This window comes from Streptomyces sp. NBC_01197 (assembly GCF_036010505.1).
GTDB lineage: Bacteria > Actinomycetota > Actinomycetes > Streptomycetales > Streptomycetaceae > Streptomyces.
In genome coordinates, this window is record NZ_CP108569.1 from 6,876,138 (window position 1) to 6,892,937 (window position 16,800).

Here is a 16,800-nt window from a genome sequence, read left to right on the forward strand (position 1 = left end):
CCGCCCCCGGCCCCCGCGCTCACCCGTGCCAGGACCGCCACAGCGCCGCATACGCGCCGTCCGCCGCGACCAGCTCGTCATGGCTGCCCAGCTCGCTGATACGGCCCTCCTCGACCACCGCGATCACGTCCGCGTCGTGCGCGGTGTGCAGCCGGTGCGCGATCGCCACCACGGTGCGCCCGTCGAGCACCCGGGCGAGCGAACGCTCCAGATGGCGGGCAGCCCGTGGGTCCAGCAGCGACGTCGCCTCGTCCAGCACCAAGGTGTGCGGATCGGCGAGCACCAGCCGGGCCAGCGCGATCTGCTGGGCCTGCGCCGGGGTGAGGGCCAGACCCCCCGAGCCGACCTCGGTGTCCAGTTCCCCGTCCAGCGCGGCGGCCCAGCCGTCCGCGTCGACCGCGCCGAGCGCATTCCACAGCTCCGCGTCGTCCGCACCCGCCCTGGCCAGCAGCAGATTGTCGCGCAGGGAACCCACGAAGACGTGGTGCTCCTGATTGACCAGTGCCACATGTTCCCGTACGCGCTCCGCGGGCATCCTGGACAACTCGGCGCCGCCCAGTGTGACCTCGCCGGTGCGCGGCGCGTAGATCCCGGCCAGCAGCCGCCCCAGTGTGGACTTGCCGGCGCCGGACGGCCCGACCAGTGCCATCCGGGTGCCGGGAGCCACATCAAGGGTCACCCGGTGCAGTACGTCGACACCCTCCCGGTACCCGAAGTGCACCGTGTCGGCGCGCACCGCACGCCCGTCCGGACCGATCGCCCCGTCACCCGCGTCCGGCTCGATCTCTCGCACACCCACGAGCCGGGCCAACGACACCTGGGCGACCTGGAGTTCGTCGTACCAGCGCAGGATGAGCCCGACCGGGTCGACCATCATCTGGGCGAGGAGCGCCCCCGTGGTGAGCTGGCCGACGCTGATCCAGCCCTGGAGCACGAAGACGCCGCCGAGCATCAGCACCGCGCCGAGGATGGTCACGTAGGTGACGTTGATGACCGGGAAGAGAACCGACCGGAGCCAGAGCGTGTACCGCTCCCAGGCGGTCCACTCCCTGACCCGCTGCTCGGAGAGCGCCACCCGGCGCCCGCCGAGGCGGTGCGCCTCGATGGTCCTGCCCGCGTCCACGGTCTCGGCGAGCATCGCGGCGACCGCCGCGTACCCGGCGGCCTCCGAATGGTAGGCGGACGGCGCCCGCTTGAAGTACCAGCGGCACCCCGCAAGCAGCACCGGCAGCGCGACCAGCACGGAGAGCGCGAGGGGCGGCGCGGTCACGGCCAGCGCGCCGATCAGCAGCCCCGCCCACACCACGCCGATCGCCAGCTGGGGCACCGCCTCGCGCATCGCGTTCGCGAGCCGGTCGATGTCGGTGGTGATACGCGAGAGCAGGTCACCGGTACCGGCCCGTTCCAGGACGCCAGGCGGCAGCGCGACCGACCGTACGAGATAGTCCTCGCGCAGGTCGGCCAGCATCTCCTCGCCGAGCATCGCGCCGCGCAGCCCCACCAACCGTACGAAAAGGGTCTGGACGGCCAGGGCGACCGCGAACACCAATGCGACGCGGCCGAGATGGAGGTCGTGCCTGCCGTTCGACAGGTCCTCCACGAGACCGCCCAGGAGGTACGGGCCGACCAGCGAGGCGATCACGGCGATGGCATTGGCCCCGATGAGCACGGCGAACGCCCGCCGGTGGCGCCCCAGCAGCTCGCGTACGTACGTCCGTACCGTCGTGGGCGTGCCGACCGGCAGTGTGGTCGCCGTCTCCGGTGCCGCCGGGTCGTAGGCCGGGGGCGCGACGCCGATCATGCCGACTCCTCGATGTCTGCGAAAGCTTGCGGGGCGGTGGGGGCTGTTGGGGTGGGGGAGGCGGCACCTGGTGACTTGTCCGCGCCGTCATCCGCTCCTTCGTCGGGATTGCGGGTGACGACCGCGCGGTACCGGGCGTCGCCGTGGAGCAGCTCACGGTGCGGGCCGGTCCCGGCGACAGCACCCTCGTGCACGAAGACCACCCGGTCGGCGTGGTCGAGCAGCAGCGGCGACGAGGCGAAGACCACGGTCGTACGGCCTGCGCGCAGCTCCTTCACACCCCGGGCGACCCGCGCCTCGGTGTGCGAGTCGACGGCCGACGTCGGCTCGTCGAGCACCAGCACCTCCGGGTCGGTCACCAGCGAACGCGCCAGGGCCAGCCGCTGCCGCTGTCCTCCGGAGAGCGACCGCCCGCGTTCGGTGATCCTGGTCCGCAGGGGATCGCCGCCCGGTTCGACGGCGGCCTGGGCCAGCGCCTGAAGGACGTCCGCACACTGCGCGGCGGCCAGCGCCTCCGCGGCAGGCACCTGGCCGGACGACGGCACGTCGAGCAGCTCGTTCAGGGTGCCGGACAGCAGCACCGGGTCCTTGTCCTGGACCAGGACGGCCGTACGGGCCGTGTCCAGGGGCAGATCGTCCAGCGCGACCCCGCCGAGCAGGACCGACGGCAGGTTCACCGCGTCATCCGCGGTGGCATGACCGCCGAGCCGTTCGGCCAGCGCGCCGGCGGCGTCCGGATCACCGCAGACCACAGCGGTGAACTCGCCGGCCGACGCGAGCAGTCCGGTCACCGGGTCGTAGAGATCACCGTCCGGAGCTTCCGTGCTCACCGCTGTGCGGGTGGTCCCACGACCGGCCGTCTCCTGGTACGCGGTCCGTTCGAGCGCCAGCACCCGCGCCGCGCGTTTCGCCGACGGCCGGGAGAACGAGTACGCCATGGCGATCTCCTGGAAGTGCCGCAGCGGGAAGAGCAGCAGCGTCACCGCGCTGTACACGGTGACCAGCTGGCCGACCTCGATCCGTCCTTCGGCGGCCAGCCGCGCGCCGTAGCAGACCACACCGATCAGCAGCAGCCCCGGCAGCAGCACCTGGATCCCCGAGATCAGCGCCCACATACGGGCGCTGCGCACGGCGGCCCTGCGCACTTCCTGGGACGCCCTGCGGTACCGGCCGAGGAACAGTTCCTCGCCGCCGATGCCACGCAGCACCCGCAGCCCCGCCACGGTGTCGGCCGCCAGCTCGGTGGCCCGGCCCGCCTTCTCCCGCTGGACATCGGCCCGCGCGGTGGCGGTGGACAGCAACGGCAGGACGGCCAGCGCCAGTACGGGCATGGCGAGCGCCACCACGATACCCAGCGAGGGCAGATACAGCACCAGGCCGGCACAGACGATGACCAGTACGGTCGCGGCGGCGAGAAAGCGTGAGAGCGCCTCGACGAACCAGCCGATCTTCTCCACGTCCCCGGTGGACACCGCGACGACCTCACCCGCCGCGACCCGCCGGGTCAGTGCCGAACCCAGCTCGGCGGTCTTGCGGGCGAGCAGTTGCTGGACGCGGGCCGCGGCGGTGATCCAGTTGGTGACCGCGGTCCGGTGCAGCATGGTGTCGCCCACCGCGATCACCGCACCGAGCAGCGCGATCAGCCCGCCGGAGAGCGCGAGCCGGCCGCCTGAGCGGTCCACCACCGCCTGCACGGCGAAGCCGACCGCCAGCGGCAGCCCGGCGATCCCGCACTGGTGCAGCAGTCCCCAGGCGAGCGAGCGGCACTGACCGCCGAGCTGGTTGCGGCCGAGCCAGTAGAGGAAACGGGGACCTGACCGTACGTCGGGATCGCCTGGATCTGGATAGGGAAGATCGCGAATCTGCATGGGATCCCAGAAGTCGAAGAGGGGCTCAAACCGTGCAAGGTTCGCGCTTCACCACGCTTCGGGGCAATCGATTTTCCGGCCGGGGGACCCGAATGCGGCGCTATCGTGCCGACCGTGCCGTGCCGCCGCTGCGGGTCAGCCGCGCCGGGCCGGCCCGGGACCGGGGCGGGTCGCCCGCTCCAGCTCAAGGAGTACGGAGTGGTAATCGTGCCCCGTCGCACGGTCCATACCGACCTCGCACATCCGGTTCGCCGAGAGGTACGCGTCGAAACTCCTGGAGTTGACCTCGGCCGCCTCCGGCGCCGTCGCGGCGGCGGTCAGCTCCTTGTGGAGCATCCCGCGGTCCCCGGCGAAGGCGCAGCAGCCGAGGCTGTCGGGGACGACGACCTCGTCGGCGCAGGCCTCGGCGACGGCCCTCAACTGCGGCTCGTCGCCCAGGTGCTGCATGGAGCAGGTGGGGTGGAGCACGGCGGAGCCGGTCTTGCGGAGCACGGTGAGACGGGGGAGCAGTTCGTCGGCGGCCCAGACGACGGAGTCGGTGATCGTCAGCTCGCTGTGCAGCTCACGGTTGTCGTCGGTGAGATAGGGAACCACCTCATGGGCGATCCCCAGGGTGCAGGACGAAGCGTCCACGATCAGCGGGTACTTGCCGCCGCCCGTCCAGCCCCAGGCGGCCTCGACGATGCGGTTGGCCATCACCGTGTTGCCCTCGTCGTACGCCTTGGAGTGCCAGATCGTCGCGCAGCAGGTCCCCGCCACATCGTCCGGAATCCACACGGGCCGTCCGGCCCGCTCGGCGAGCGCCACGACGGCCTGGGGGAGTGAGGGCCCGTGGTATCCGGCCGGTTCACCGAAGATCCGGTTGACGCAGGCCGGGTAGTAGACGGCGGTCGAGCCCTTGCGGGAGGTACGCGGGAGCTTGCGTGCGGCCGCCCCCGGGAGTTCCGGCAGCCACTCCGGTACCAGGTCGGGGCGGACGGCCCGGCGGGCCAGGCCGGTGACGGACTCAAGGAGCCGGTCGCTGATCCGGTCCGCCGCACCGACCACGAGCCGCGCGGCGGCCTCGACCGCTTTGAAGTTCCGTGCGGTCAGCGCGGCCACCCTCTCCTCGCGCGCGGTGTGCCGCCGGTGGCGGAAGTCCTTCATCATCGCGCCGGTGTCGATCCCCACCGGGCAGGAGAGTTTGCAGGCGGAGTCGCCCGCGCAGGTGTCCACCGCGTCATATCCGTACGCGTCCAGCAGGTTGTCCTCGACCGGGGAGCCAGGCGCCTGGCGCATCATCTCGCGGCGCAGCACGATCCGCTGGCGCGGTGTCGTCGTCAGATCGTGGCTGGGGCAGGTGGGTTCGCAGAACCCGCACTCGATGCAGGGGTCGGCGATCAGCTCCACCTTGGGGATGGACTTGAGCCCGCGCAGGTGCGCCCCCGGGTCACGGTCCAGGACGATACGGGGTGCGAGCACCCCGTCGGGGTCGATGACCTGCTTGATCCGCCACATCAACTCCGTCGCCTTCGGGCCCCATTCGAGTTCGAGGAAGGGTGCGATGTTCCGGCCGGTGGCGTGCTCGGCCTTGAGTGAGCCGTCGAAGCGCCCGACCGTCAGCCGGCAGAACTCGTCCATGAAGGCGGCATAGCGCGCGACGTCCCCGGGCAGCCCCGCGTCGAAGGCGAGCAGGAAGTGCAGATTGCCGTGGGCCGCGTGACCGGCCACGGCGGCGTCGAAGCCGTGCCGGGTCTGCAGTTCGAGCAGCGCCGTGCAGGCGTCGGCGAGCTTCGACGGCGGTACGGCGAAGTCCTCGGTGATCAGCGTCGTGCCGGACGGGCGGGCACCGCCGACCGCGGTGACGAACGCCTTGCGCGCCTTCCAGTACCCGGCGATGGTCTTCGGATCGCGGGTGAACGCATTGGTGACCGAGGCGACGGGCGCCACCAGGTCAAGACCGGCGACGGCCTCGGCCGCCACCCGCTCGTAGGCCTCCCTGCCCTCCTCGTCCGGAGCGCGGAACTCGACCAGCAGCGCAGTCGTCTCCTTGGGCAGCGCCGCCCAGTCGGCAGGGACTCCCGCCACGCTCACCGAGGCGCGCAGCGTGTTGCCGTCCATCAGCTCGACGGCCAGGGCCCCGGCCTCGTTGAAGACCGGGACCGCCGCGGCCGCCGCCCGGAGTGTCGGGAAGAAGAGCAGCGCGGTGGAGAGCTTGCGGTCCAGCGGCAGAGTGTCGAAGACGACCTCGGAGATGAAACCGAAGGTGCCTTCGGAGCCGACCATCAGCCCGCGCAGGATCTCAACGGGGGTGGCGCCGTCCAGGAAGGCGTCGAGGCGGTAGCCGTTGGTGTTCTTGATCTCGTACTTGGACCGGATCCGGGCAGTCAGCTCCGGGTCCGCCTCGATCTCCGCCTTGACCGCGAGCAGCCCCGCGCACAGGCCGGGCTCGGCGGCGGCGAGAGCGTCGTCGGCGGCCGGGTCGGCGGTGTCGACCACGGTGCCGCCCGGCAGCACGAAGGTCAGTGAGGCGAGCGTGCGGTAGGAGTTGCGGGTGGTGCCCGCCGTCATACCGGATGCGTTGTTGGCGACGACACCGCCGAGCGTGCAGGCGATGGCGCTGGCCGGGTCGGGGCCCAGGACGCGGCCGTGCCGGGCGAGCGTCGCGTTGGCGCGGACGACGGTGGTGCCCGGCTGGATGCGGGCCCGGGCGCCGTCGTCCATGAGCTCGATGCCGGACCAGTGGCGGCGGACGTCGACGAGGAAGTCCTCGCCCTGCGCCTGCCCGTTCAGTGAGGTGCCCGCTGCCCGGAAGACGACCTGGCGGCCGTTGTCCCGCGCGTACGAGAGCACGGCCGAGATGTCGTCGACGTCCTCGGCGACCACCACGACCTGGGGGACGAAGCGGTACGGGCTGGCGTCGGACGCGTACCGCACGAGGTCGGAGATCTTCGAGAGCACCTTCTCCTCGCCCAGCAGAGCGGCCAGATCGCCGCGCAGCGGCTCGGGGGTCCCGGCCGACCGGGTGTCGGGCACCCGGTCGGGGGCCGGCGCCCGCTCCGTACGCGGTCGGAGAGCGCCGGGCTTCGGGTCGAGCAGCGGCATGGGGGGAGCCTCCTCGGCTGGACGGCTGGAGAGCTGAAATGGAGAGCTGTACGAATGGCGAGCAGGAGAGCTGTACGGGTGGCGTCCGCTCCGGGCCGCTCAGAGCGCGGGCGGCGGGTCAGGGACGGTGGTCGCCCGGGCCGTCCAGCAGAGTGGACAGCAGCTCGCCGAGCACATCGCGCTGGTCGGCGGCCAGTGGGGCGAGGATCTCCTCAGCGGCCCGGCGGCGCGCGGCGCGCAGTGCCCGCAGGGTGGCCCGGCCGCTGTCCGTCAGCTCGATCCGCACCACCCTGCGGTTACTCGGATCGGGCGCCCGGCGGACGCTGCCGCTCTCCTCCAGGGCGTCGACGAGGCTGGTCACGGCGCGCGGTACCACTTCGAGCCGCTGGGCCAGGTCGGCCATGCGCGGCGGCTCGGCGCAGTGCGCGACCGTACGCAGCAGCCGGGACTGCGCGGGGGTGATGCCGACCGGCTCCAGATGCTGCTTGTGGATGCGGTGGAGCCTGCGGGTCAGCCGGAGGAGCTGCTCGGCCAGCAGGCCGTCGGCGTCGAGGGCACCGGAGGGTGATGACATGCCGGGAACAATATCAGGACCATGTGCATTATGAGCGTAGGTAACAGTGCACTATGCTCTATGGACTGCCGAGTCACCGCCGCTGCCGAGCCACCGCCGAAGGAGCTCATGAAACCCGAACGCCCCGACTGGACGCCCCCACCCCGTGGGGACGGGCGGCCGCCCGCCGAAGTGCGGCGTATCGTCCGGCTCTTCCGCCCCTACCGCGCGCGCCTGGCGCTCGTCGGACTGCTGGTCTGCGCTTCGTCGCTGGTCTCGGTCGCCTCGCCGTTCATGCTGCGGGCCATCCTCGACACCGCGATCCCGCAGGGCCGTACCGGTCTGCTGAGCCTGCTCGCCCTGGGCATGATCGCCACCGCCGTCGTGAACAGCGTCTTCGGGGTGCTCCAGACCCTGGTCTCGACCACGGTCGGCCAGCGCGTCATGCACGATCTGCGCACCGCCGTCTACGCCCAGCTGCAGCGGATGCCGCTCGCCTTCTTCACCCGGACACGCACCGGTGAGGTCCAGTCCCGTATCGCCAACGACATCGGCGGTATGCAGGCGACGGTCACCTCCACCGCGACCTCCTTGGTCTCCAACCTCACGGCCGTCATCGCCACGGTCGTCGCCATGGTCGCCCTCGACTGGCGGCTGACGATCGTGTCGCTCCTGCTGCTCCCGGTGTTCGTCTGGATCAGCCGCCGTGTCGGCCGCGAGCGCAAGAAGATCACCACGGAGCGGCAGAAGCAGATGGCGGTGATGGCCGCGACGGTCACCGAGTCGCTGTCGGTCAGCGGCATCCTGCTCGGGCGCACCATGGGCCGCTCCGACTCGCTCACCCAGGGTTTCGCCGCTGAGTCCGAACGGCTCGTCGACCTCGAAGTGCGTTCCAGCATGGCCGGCCGGTGGCGGATGTCGACGATCGGCATCGTGATGGCCGCGATGCCGGCCGTCATCTACTGGGCGGCGGGTCTGGCGCTCCACGAGGGCGGGCCCCAGGTCTCGATCGGCACGCTCGTCGCGTTCGTCTCGCTCCAGCAGGGCCTCTTCCGCCCGGCGGTCAGCCTGCTGTCGACCGGTGTGGACATGCAGACGTCGATCGCCCTCTTCCAGCGGATCTTCGAGTACCTGGATCTGCCGGTGGACATCACGGAACCCGAGAACCCCGTACCGCTGGCCACCGTCCGTGGCGAAGTGCGCTTCCAGGACGTCGACTTCGGCTATGACGAGAAGAGCGGGCCCACCCTTGAGGCCATCGACATCGCGGTGCCGGCGGGCGGCAGCCTGGCGGTCGTCGGCCCCACCGGTTCGGGCAAGTCCACCCTCAGCTATCTGGTGCCACGGCTGTACGACGTGACCGGCGGACAGGTCACGCTGGACGGTGTCGATGTGCGCGACCTCGACTTCGCCACGCTGGCGCGGGCCGTGGGCGTCGTCTCCCAGGAAACGTATCTCTTCCACGCGTCGGTCGCCGACAACCTGCGCTTCGCCAGGCCGGACGCCACCGACGCCCAGCTCGAAGAGGCGGCCAGGGCGGCACAGATCCACGAGCACATCGTCTCGCTGCCCGACGGGTACCGGACACTGGTCGGCGAGCGCGGTTACCGCTTCTCGGGCGGGGAGAAACAACGCCTGGCCCTGGCCCGTACGATCCTGCGCGACCCGCCGGTCCTGATCCTGGACGAAGCCACCAGCGCCCTGGACACCCGCACCGAACACGCGGTGCAGCAGGCCATCGACGGTCTGTCCGCGGGCCGTACCACCATCACCATCGCGCACCGGCTCTCCACGGTCAGGGACGCCGACCAGATCGTGGTGCTGGACGGCGGCCGGGTCGCGGAGCGCGGAACGCATGACGAACTGCTCGCTCTGGACGGCCGTTACGCCGCACTGGTCCGCAGGGACGGCGAGCTGACCCCCACTGCCTGACGCCCTGTGACGCCACGCGACACGACAGTGCCGCCGCTCCCGTGGGACGGGAAGCGACGGCGCCGGTCGGAACGAGTGTCAGACGAGCCAACCCACGAAGTGGACGATGCCGGCAAGCAGGTTGGTGAGGAAGTTCATGGTGGCGCGTTCTCCTTGTGCATGGTTCATCAGTGGGACTGCGCAGTCGCGGTCTGCAGCCCGTCGCTTGCGCACGGTAAGCATGTTGCTTCCTGCGGGGGCCGAGCAAGTGAATCCGATGCGACCACACGTTCCAGCGAACACCCGATCCCCTGTTCGTGCGTTCGGTAACTCGCCGCCACGCTCAGGCGGCTGACGCGCCGACGGGAACGGGGGCTCCCGAGCCTTCCAGCAGCCGCCGGATGTCCCGGACGGCCGAGCGTCCCGCCCGGTTGGCGCCGATGGTGGAGGCCGAAGGCCCGTAGCCGAGCAGATGGACCCGCTCGTCCCGGACCGCGCGGGTGCCGTCGAGCTGGATGCCGCCGCCCGGCTCACGGAGCCTCAGGGGTGAGAGATGGTCGATGGCGGCCCGGAACCCGGTGGCCCAGAGGATGGCGTCCGCCGCCACGGCGCGACCGCTGTCCCAGACGACCCCGTCCGGAGTGATCCGGTCGAACATGGGCAGCCGGTCGAGAACGCCCCGGTCGCGGGCGGCCCGGATCGCGTCGTTCAGCGGCAGCCCGGTCACCGAGACGACACTCTGCGGCGGCAGCCCCCGCCGTACCCGCTCCTCGACCATCGCGACCGCTCGCCGGCCCCACTCCTCGGTGAACGGCCCGTCCCTGAACACCGGCGGGCGCCGCGTCACCCAGGTCGTCCCGGCGGCCACGTCGGCGATCTCCATCAGATGCTGGGTGCCGGACGCCCCGCCCCCGACGACCACCACCCGCTGCCCGGCGAACTCCTGGGGGCCGTGATACCCCGAGGTGTGCAACTGCCGCCCCCGGAAAGTCTCCTGGCCCGGATAGCGCGGCCAGAAGGGCCGGTCCCAGGTACCGGTGGAGCTGATCACCGCACGGGCGGCCCAGGCACCCTGGGACGTCTCGACGCGCAGCCGCCCGCCGTCGCCCTCGCGTACCGCGGTGACCTCGACGGGCCGGCGCACCAGAAGCCCGAAGGCCTCCTCGTACGCTGCGAAGTACTCGCCCACCACCTCCGACGAGGGCCGGTCCCCATCGGCGTCACCCAGCTCCATACCGGGCAGCGAGTGCATGCCGTGCACCTTGCCGTACGTCAGCGAGGGCCAGCGGAACTGCCAGGCGCCACCCGGCCGCGGGGCGTGGTCCAGCACGACGAAATCCCGCCCGGGGACCAGCCCGCTACGCCGCAGATGGTAGGCGCCGGAAAGCCCTGCCTGCCCGGCGCCGATGACCACCACGTCCACTGCGCGTACCCCGGAGTTGTTCACGTCTCATCCAACAGCTCCGGTTTCCGGGATCTTCCCGCCCGGCGACGGCCGGGGCCGTCCTGACAGAACCCCCGCCCGGACAGGCACGCGCGCCCCGCGCGCGGGAGGATGGGACGCATGTCAGACACCACTTTCACGACGCGCACCGTGCACATCGGAACGGGCGACCACGAGACCGTCACCGACCTGACGGGGGAGTGCGAGGACTTCCTCCGCGAGGCGGCGGCGGGCCGCGACGGCCTGCTCAATGTCTTCGTACCGCACGCGACGGCCGGTATCGCCGTCCTGGAAACCGGCGCGGGAAGCGACGACGATCTCCTCGCGGCCCTGCACGGGTTGCTGCCGGCGGACGACCGCTGGCAGCACAGACACGGCACCCCGGGCCACGGCAGAGACCACGTGGTACCGGCCCTGGTGGCACCGCACGCGACACTTCCGGTGATCGGGGGGCGGCTGGAACTGGGGACCTGGCAGTCGGTGTGCTTGGTGGACACGAACGTGGACAACGCGGAGCGACGGGTCCGGCTGAGTTTCTTCGGCCAGTGAGTCGCGCCGGAAGGACAGTAGAGGCGCGCAGAGCTGGATCCGCAAGGCCACGGATGTGCTGATCGCCAATACCGCGCGGGTCTCCGCTATGGAAGGGCTGAAGTAGGGCGGACTTCGGCTTCGGCGACCGAGGCGTAGTCACTGAAGGGGGCGACTCACCGCGCGCTGTCCCATGGTTCCTTGCCCTGGCGGTCGAACCCGGCCGACCTCGGGTTGGTCGATTGAGCAGGAGTGAGCAGCCCTGCGCGAGCTGGACGCGCTTCGGTCCGGCCTCGCGAAGGCCGACCGTCAGGTTCGACTGAGCTTTCCGGGTTGTTCGAGATCATCCTGCCGAAGGTGGTCGACGGCCCTTCTCCCTCGTCCATCGGGCACCATCACGGACTCCGGTCATCGCCGGGGTCGTCGGGGGATACCCCGTGTTCGAGGAAGAGGTCGCCCAGGTCGAGGCCCACCTCCTCCATGCCGTCCTCCAGAGCCTGTTCGGTCCAGATGACCTTGCCGGTCGGGGTGTACCGAGTGCCCCAGTGCTGCGCGAGTTTGGCCACCAGGAACAGCCCGCGGCCGCCCTCGTCAGTCGTCTTCGCCTGGCGCAGGTGCGGGGACGTGCTGGAACCGTCCGAGACCTCGCAGATCAGGGTGCGGTCACGCAGCAGCCGTACCCGGACCGGAGGCGTGCCGTACCGGATGGCGTTGGTGATCAGCTCCGACAGGATGAGCTCGGTGGTGAAAGCGATCTCGTCCAGGCCCCAGTCCGCCAGCTGCCGGCTGGCCCCGGCGCGCACCGAGCCGACCGCCGCCGGATCGGACGGGACGTCCCAGTCGGCCACATGCTCCGGGCCCAGCAGACGGGTGCGGGCCACCAGCAGTGCGACGTCGTCGCTGGGCTGCGGCAGCAGCACGGAGTCGATGACCGCCTGGCAGGTCTGCTCCGGGCTCCGTCCGGGGTGTCCGGTCAGGGCTTCCCTCAGCAGGGCCAGACCCACGTCGACGTCCCGGTCGCGGTCTTCCACGAGCCCGTCGGTGTACAGCACCAGCCGACTGCCCTCGGCAAGGGTCAGCTCCGCGGTTTCGAACGGCTGGCCACCGAGCCCCAGCGGCGGGGAGAGGGGGACATCGGGGAACGAGACCGTGCCGTCCGGATGCACCAGCGCGGGCCCGAGGTGGCCCGCCCGGGCCACGGAACAGTGGCCGGCCACCGGGTCGTAAACGGCGTACAGGCAGGCCGCCCCGGTCACCGCGGGCCATTCCTCCTCCGCGCCCTCGTCGGCGTCGATCCGGACGACCAACTCGTCCAGGTACCCCAGCAGTTCGTCGGGCGCCAGGTCCAGGGCGGAGAAGTTGTGCACCGCGGTCCGCAGCCGGCCCATGGTGGCCGCGGCGTGCAGCCCGTGCCCGACCACGTCGCCCACCACCAGGGCCACCCGGGCCCCCGGCAGGGGGATGACATCGAACCAGTCCCCGCCCACGCCGGCCTGCGCGGGCAGATAGCGGTGGGCGGCCTCCACCGCCGTCTGCCCGGAAAGGCCGCGCGGCAGCAGGCTGCGCTGCAGAGCCACTGCCACGGCATGTTCCCGGGTGAAGCGACGGGCGTTGTCCAGGCACACGGCCGCCCGCGCGGCCAGCTCCTCGGCGAAGGACAGATCGTCCGGCTCGAACGGCTGCACCTGCTCCGAGCGCCAGAAGCACGCCCTGCCCAGCACCGTCCCGCGGGCCAGCAGCGGCACCGCGATCAGCGAGTGGATGCCGTGGTCGAGGATCCTCTCCGCGCGCTGCGGATCGTAGGTCCGCCAGTCGTGCTCGGCACGCAGGTCGGCGATCAGGCCCCCTCGGTCCGCGGCCGGCGCCTCGGACGCTCGGTCCGTGGCGGGTGCCTCCGGCCCGTGGTCCGTGGCGGGTGCCTCCGGCCCGTGGTTCGTGGCCGGCGCCTGCGCCTGCTGTTCCGCGGGAATCAACTGCACCACATCGCCGACCTGGGCCACCGGCGCATCGGCCCGCACCCCCCGCAGGGCCACCCGGTGCATCTCCGCTCTTGCCCACTCCAGCTCTTCCCCCCGCACCACGGCATCGGCCAGGTCGACGGTGACGAGGTCCGCGAACCGCGGCATCGTCACCTCCGCCAGCTCCTCGGCCGTGCGCACCGCGTCCAAGGTGGTCCCGATCCGCACCCCCGCCTCGTACAACAGCGTCAGCCGCCCCCGTGCCACCTCCGCCCGCCCCGTCAGCGCCGCGAGCTCCGTGGTGTCCCGCAGCGTCGCCACGTACATCGCGGGCCGCCCACCGCCGTCCGCCGCCGGTCGCACGTTGACGCCCAGCAGCCGGTCCCCCGCCCGATGCACCTCGTCGCTCGCCGGCCGCAATGAGCCGAGCAGCTCCGCCACCCCGGCCGCCAGCCCCAGCTCCGCGATGCGGCGCCCCTCCGCGTCCGCCGGCAGCTCCAGCAGCCGCCGCGCCTCGTCGTTGGCCAGCAGCAGCCGCCCGCTCTGATCGACGATCACCACGCCCTCCCGCACCGCGTGCAGCACGGCGTCGTGGTGCTCGTACATCCGCGTCATCTCCGCGGGCCCCAGCCCGTGGGTCTGCCGCCGCAGCCGCCGCGACACCAGCATCGAGCTGCCCGCCGCCAGCACCAGTACCCCCGCCGCTGCGGCCAGCAGCACCGGCAGGTGACTGTTGACCGCGTTCTGCACCTTCGTCACTGTGATCCCGACCGACACCAGGGCGACGACTCTGCCGTGAGGCCCGGTGACGGGGACGATCGAGTCCACGGCGAGGCCCCGGCTCGCACTGAAGGTCCGCGTAAAAGCCCCGTGGGAGATGGCCGACTTGTACGGGCCGAGTACATGCTTGCCGATCAGCTTCGGGTCGGGATGGGTGTAGCGGATCCCTGTCGTACTGAACACCACGACGAGGTCGACGCCGGTCGACTTACGGACCTCCTCGGCGCGTGGCTGCAGGAGCGCTGTCGGGTGGGCGCTGGTCGCCGCCGCTGCCGTTCCGGGTGCCTCCGCGAAGGCCTGGGCCACACTGAGCGTGCGGTGGCGGGCGTCCCGCGTGCCGTTGCTGTGGGCCTGCAGTACCAGCGCCACCACCGCAGCCGCGATCAGCACCGCCGCGACGGTCACCTGCAGGACAAACATCTGGCCCGCGACGCTGCGTAGACCCGGCAGAGAGATGCGGCGCCCCCGCGAGGACCCGAAAGACGCCTTGCGCTCACCCATGGGCCGGTCCTGCCGATCGTTTCTTCGAGTACCCGGAGGATTCGTCCGTCGGGGCGGCGACCCGCAGACGGAACCACAATAAGACCAAGAATCAACCGAAATGTCTTCTTGCTCGACAACTTGGCCGACCCACCACCGAGTGGGCAGCCCATGTGCCGGTCGGCAGGCCCATGACGCGGGCGTGGGGGCGCCGGTCCCGGGTGGAACACCCGTCCGCCCCAGCTCGGCCGCCGGTCCGGACATGCCGGGGCGCGGGGTGGGTCGCAGAATGTGAGGGCGGGCCGTCTCCCCTTCGTCAGCCGGCCGCAACGGAGGCAAGGAGCCGGCATGTGCTCGCTGCAGGACCCCTCGGCCGGGGAGCCGGAGAACCGCCCGGGTGAGGGCCACCCGGGCGGTGAAGCGGACGCCTTCGAGGTCGATGAAGAGGTGCAGCACGCACTCGACCGGCTCACACTCCTTATCAACGCCGCCGAAGCCCTGGCCAGCACCCTCGACACGGACACAGGCATCCGGCGGCTCTGCCACACCCTCGTTCCCGGTCTCGCCGACTGGTGCGCCGTCGATCTCCTGGACGGGGACGGACGGCTGCGCCGTGTCGCCGTCGAACACCGGGAGGCCGAGACGGCGGCCCCCGGCATGTACGAGGGGCTGCTGCCGTCGGACGAGGGGTCGGAGGCCAACTGGGCTCGTGCTCTGCAGGGCGTGGGACCTGTGCTCCTCACGGACTTCCCCAGCTCGCGGGGGACCGAGGATCCACTGCTCGCTCGCGAGCTCGACCTCTTCGAGAGGCTGGCGACCGACACGGCGGTGATCGCTCCCCTGAGGGCACGCCGACAGGTCTTCGGAGTGCTGACCCTGGCCCGTACCCGCCGCGAGGCGGCGCTGACGGAGGACAGCCTCGCGCTCGTCGAGGATCTCGCACACCGGGTGGCCCTGGCCATCGACAACGCGCGCCTGCACTCGCAGGTGCAGCACACCGCGGAGCGCCTGCAGCGCTCGCTGCTGCCCGACCTGCCCGCCCACAGGCCCCTCCAACTGGCCGCCCGGTACCAGTCGGCGGTGGCCACCGCGAGGGTCGGGGGCGACTGGTACGACGCATTCGTACTGCCCGACGGGGCCCTGGCACTGATCATCGGGGACATCGCGGGGCACGATCTGCGTGCGGCGATCATGATGAGCCAGACCCGCAACATGCTCCGGGGCATCGCCTGCGACCGCAAGGAGCCACCGGGCAAGATCCTGGCGCGGCTGGACGCGGCTCACCAGATCCTCTCCCCGCATCAGACTCTGACCTGTATCTATGGGCTGATCGAGAAGACGGCGCCCGACGAGTTCTGGCAGTTCCACTATGCGGTGGCGGGGCACCCCGCGCCGCTGCTGGTGACCCGTGAGGGGGAGACCCGCTTCCTCACCGGCGGCCGGAGCATGCTGCTGGGGATGGATCCCGGCGAGCACCGCCCGGGGGCCATCGAACGGCTGCCGGCCGAATCCACCCTCCTGCTGTACACGGATGGCCTCATCGAGCGCCGGACCGAAGGGCTGGACCGCGGCTTGGCCCGCCTGCGGCAGCACGCGGCGGCCCTCGCGCGGAAGCCGCTTGAGGCGTTCTGCGACGAACTGCTCAGTGGGCTGGCGGACGACGGTACCGACGACGTCGCGATGATCGCGGTGCGCACGGGGCCGCCGCGGACGGGGCCCGTGCTGGCGGTTCCGTGAGGCGGCGGGCGGCCGCCGCGCTCGGGGCGTCAGCCGCGCGGGGCCGGCGCGAACGGGGCCCGCAGCACCGTCTTCTCCGCTTGCGCCAGCATGAACGCGTTGGGCACGAAATCGGATCTCGCCGGCATCCGTGATGTCCGGCACCAGGATGCGGCAGTTGGCGTCGCCCAGTGCCTCCGCGCCAGGGCGGGACCGGGTGACCGCGGAGAGGCGGTCGGCCGCGCCCGGGCAGTAGTCGCTACGGGGCGGGAGGGCAGCCAGCCCGGCATGAGGGCGACAGCCCAGTAGCTGGTGAAGTAGGCGAGGGGGCGCCGATCCAGGTACGGCTGGTGAGGATCCTGCGGTACGGGACGCCGGCTGCCTGCTCGGCCGCGTACATGGCCGCCGGCCGCTTCGACGCGGTGACGTCCGTCGGCGCCGAACGCCGCGAACAGGAAGGCGGAGGTGTTGTACGTCATCACCGCCAGCCGGTCGCCCGGCCGCAGTCCCGCTCCCCGCAGCACTGTCGCGGCGCGGCGGGCCCGGTTCGCGAACTCGCGGTAGATCCACCGCTGTTCGCCGTGGACGACCGCTTCTCTGCTGCCGGCGGAGCGGACCGGGCTGTCCAGCAGGGTGCTGAGGGGCATCACGTTCTCCTGATGGGGCCGAGCCGGTGG

At 71.6% G+C, this 16,800-nt stretch carries 9 protein-coding genes and 1 pseudogene; 3 read left to right on the plus strand and 7 right to left on the minus strand.

Annotated features, from left to right (window positions below):
• Positions 1–19: 19 nt before the first annotated feature.
• The 4 genes from OG452_RS31580 to OG452_RS31595 all read right to left on the minus strand — a co-directional run bounded on the left by OG452_RS31580 (position 20) and on the right by OG452_RS31595 (position 7,327).
• Positions 20–1,801, minus strand: coding sequence for an ABC transporter ATP-binding protein (locus OG452_RS31580; RefSeq protein WP_327298954.1), 1,782 nt, complete (start codon positions 1,799–1,801; stop codon positions 20–22).
• A complete protein-coding gene (locus tag OG452_RS31585; protein WP_327298955.1) occupies positions 1,798–3,669 on the minus strand; it encodes an ABC transporter ATP-binding protein in 1,872 nt (623 codons plus the stop codon). The genes OG452_RS31580 and OG452_RS31585 overlap by 4 nt, the downstream gene beginning before the upstream one ends.
• A gap of 135 nt (positions 3,670–3,804) precedes the next feature.
• Positions 3,805–6,753, minus strand: coding sequence for an FAD-binding and (Fe-S)-binding domain-containing protein (locus OG452_RS31590; RefSeq protein WP_327298956.1), 2,949 nt, complete (start codon positions 6,751–6,753; stop codon positions 3,805–3,807).
• Between the two features lie 118 nt (positions 6,754–6,871).
• A complete protein-coding gene (locus tag OG452_RS31595; protein WP_327298957.1) occupies positions 6,872–7,327 on the minus strand; it encodes a MarR family winged helix-turn-helix transcriptional regulator in 456 nt (151 codons plus the stop codon).
• A gap of 108 nt (positions 7,328–7,435) precedes the next feature.
• On the opposite strand from OG452_RS31595, the gene OG452_RS31600 reads away from it, so the two are divergent.
• Complete coding sequence (locus OG452_RS31600) at positions 7,436–9,238, plus strand: ABC transporter ATP-binding protein (protein WP_327298958.1); 1,803 nt, start codon at positions 7,436–7,438, stop codon at positions 9,236–9,238.
• 322 nt (positions 9,239–9,560) lie between these two features.
• Here OG452_RS31600 and OG452_RS31605 read toward each other — a convergent pair whose 3' ends face one another.
• The gene (locus OG452_RS31605; protein WP_327298959.1) at positions 9,561–10,664 is read right to left on the minus strand and encodes an NAD(P)-binding domain-containing protein; all 1,104 of its coding nucleotides are present in this window, start codon (positions 10,662–10,664) and stop codon (positions 9,561–9,563) included.
• A gap of 117 nt (positions 10,665–10,781) precedes the next feature.
• Here OG452_RS31605 and OG452_RS31610 point away from each other — a divergent pair, with 117 nt between their 5' ends.
• Positions 10,782–11,210, plus strand: a complete 429-nt coding sequence (locus OG452_RS31610) for a secondary thiamine-phosphate synthase enzyme YjbQ (protein WP_327298960.1) — start codon at positions 10,782–10,784, stop codon at positions 11,208–11,210.
• A gap of 374 nt (positions 11,211–11,584) precedes the next feature.
• Here OG452_RS31610 and OG452_RS31615 read toward each other — a convergent pair whose 3' ends face one another.
• Positions 11,585–14,428: a SpoIIE family protein phosphatase gene (locus OG452_RS31615; protein ID WP_327298961.1), complete on the minus strand. Its 2,844-nt coding sequence runs from the start codon at positions 14,426–14,428 to the stop codon at positions 11,585–11,587.
• 327 nt (positions 14,429–14,755) lie between these two features.
• Here OG452_RS31615 and OG452_RS31620 point away from each other — a divergent pair, with 327 nt between their 5' ends.
• Complete coding sequence (locus tag OG452_RS31620; protein ID WP_327298962.1) at positions 14,756–16,144, plus strand: PP2C family protein-serine/threonine phosphatase; 1,389 nt, start codon at positions 14,756–14,758, stop codon at positions 16,142–16,144.
• Between the two features lie 413 nt (positions 16,145–16,557).
• On the opposite strand, the pseudogene OG452_RS31625 reads toward OG452_RS31620, so the two are convergent.
• A pseudogene (locus OG452_RS31625) lies at positions 16,558–16,770 on the minus strand (AMP-binding protein); the annotation flags it as partial.
• Between the last annotated feature and the right edge of the window lie 30 nt (positions 16,771–16,800).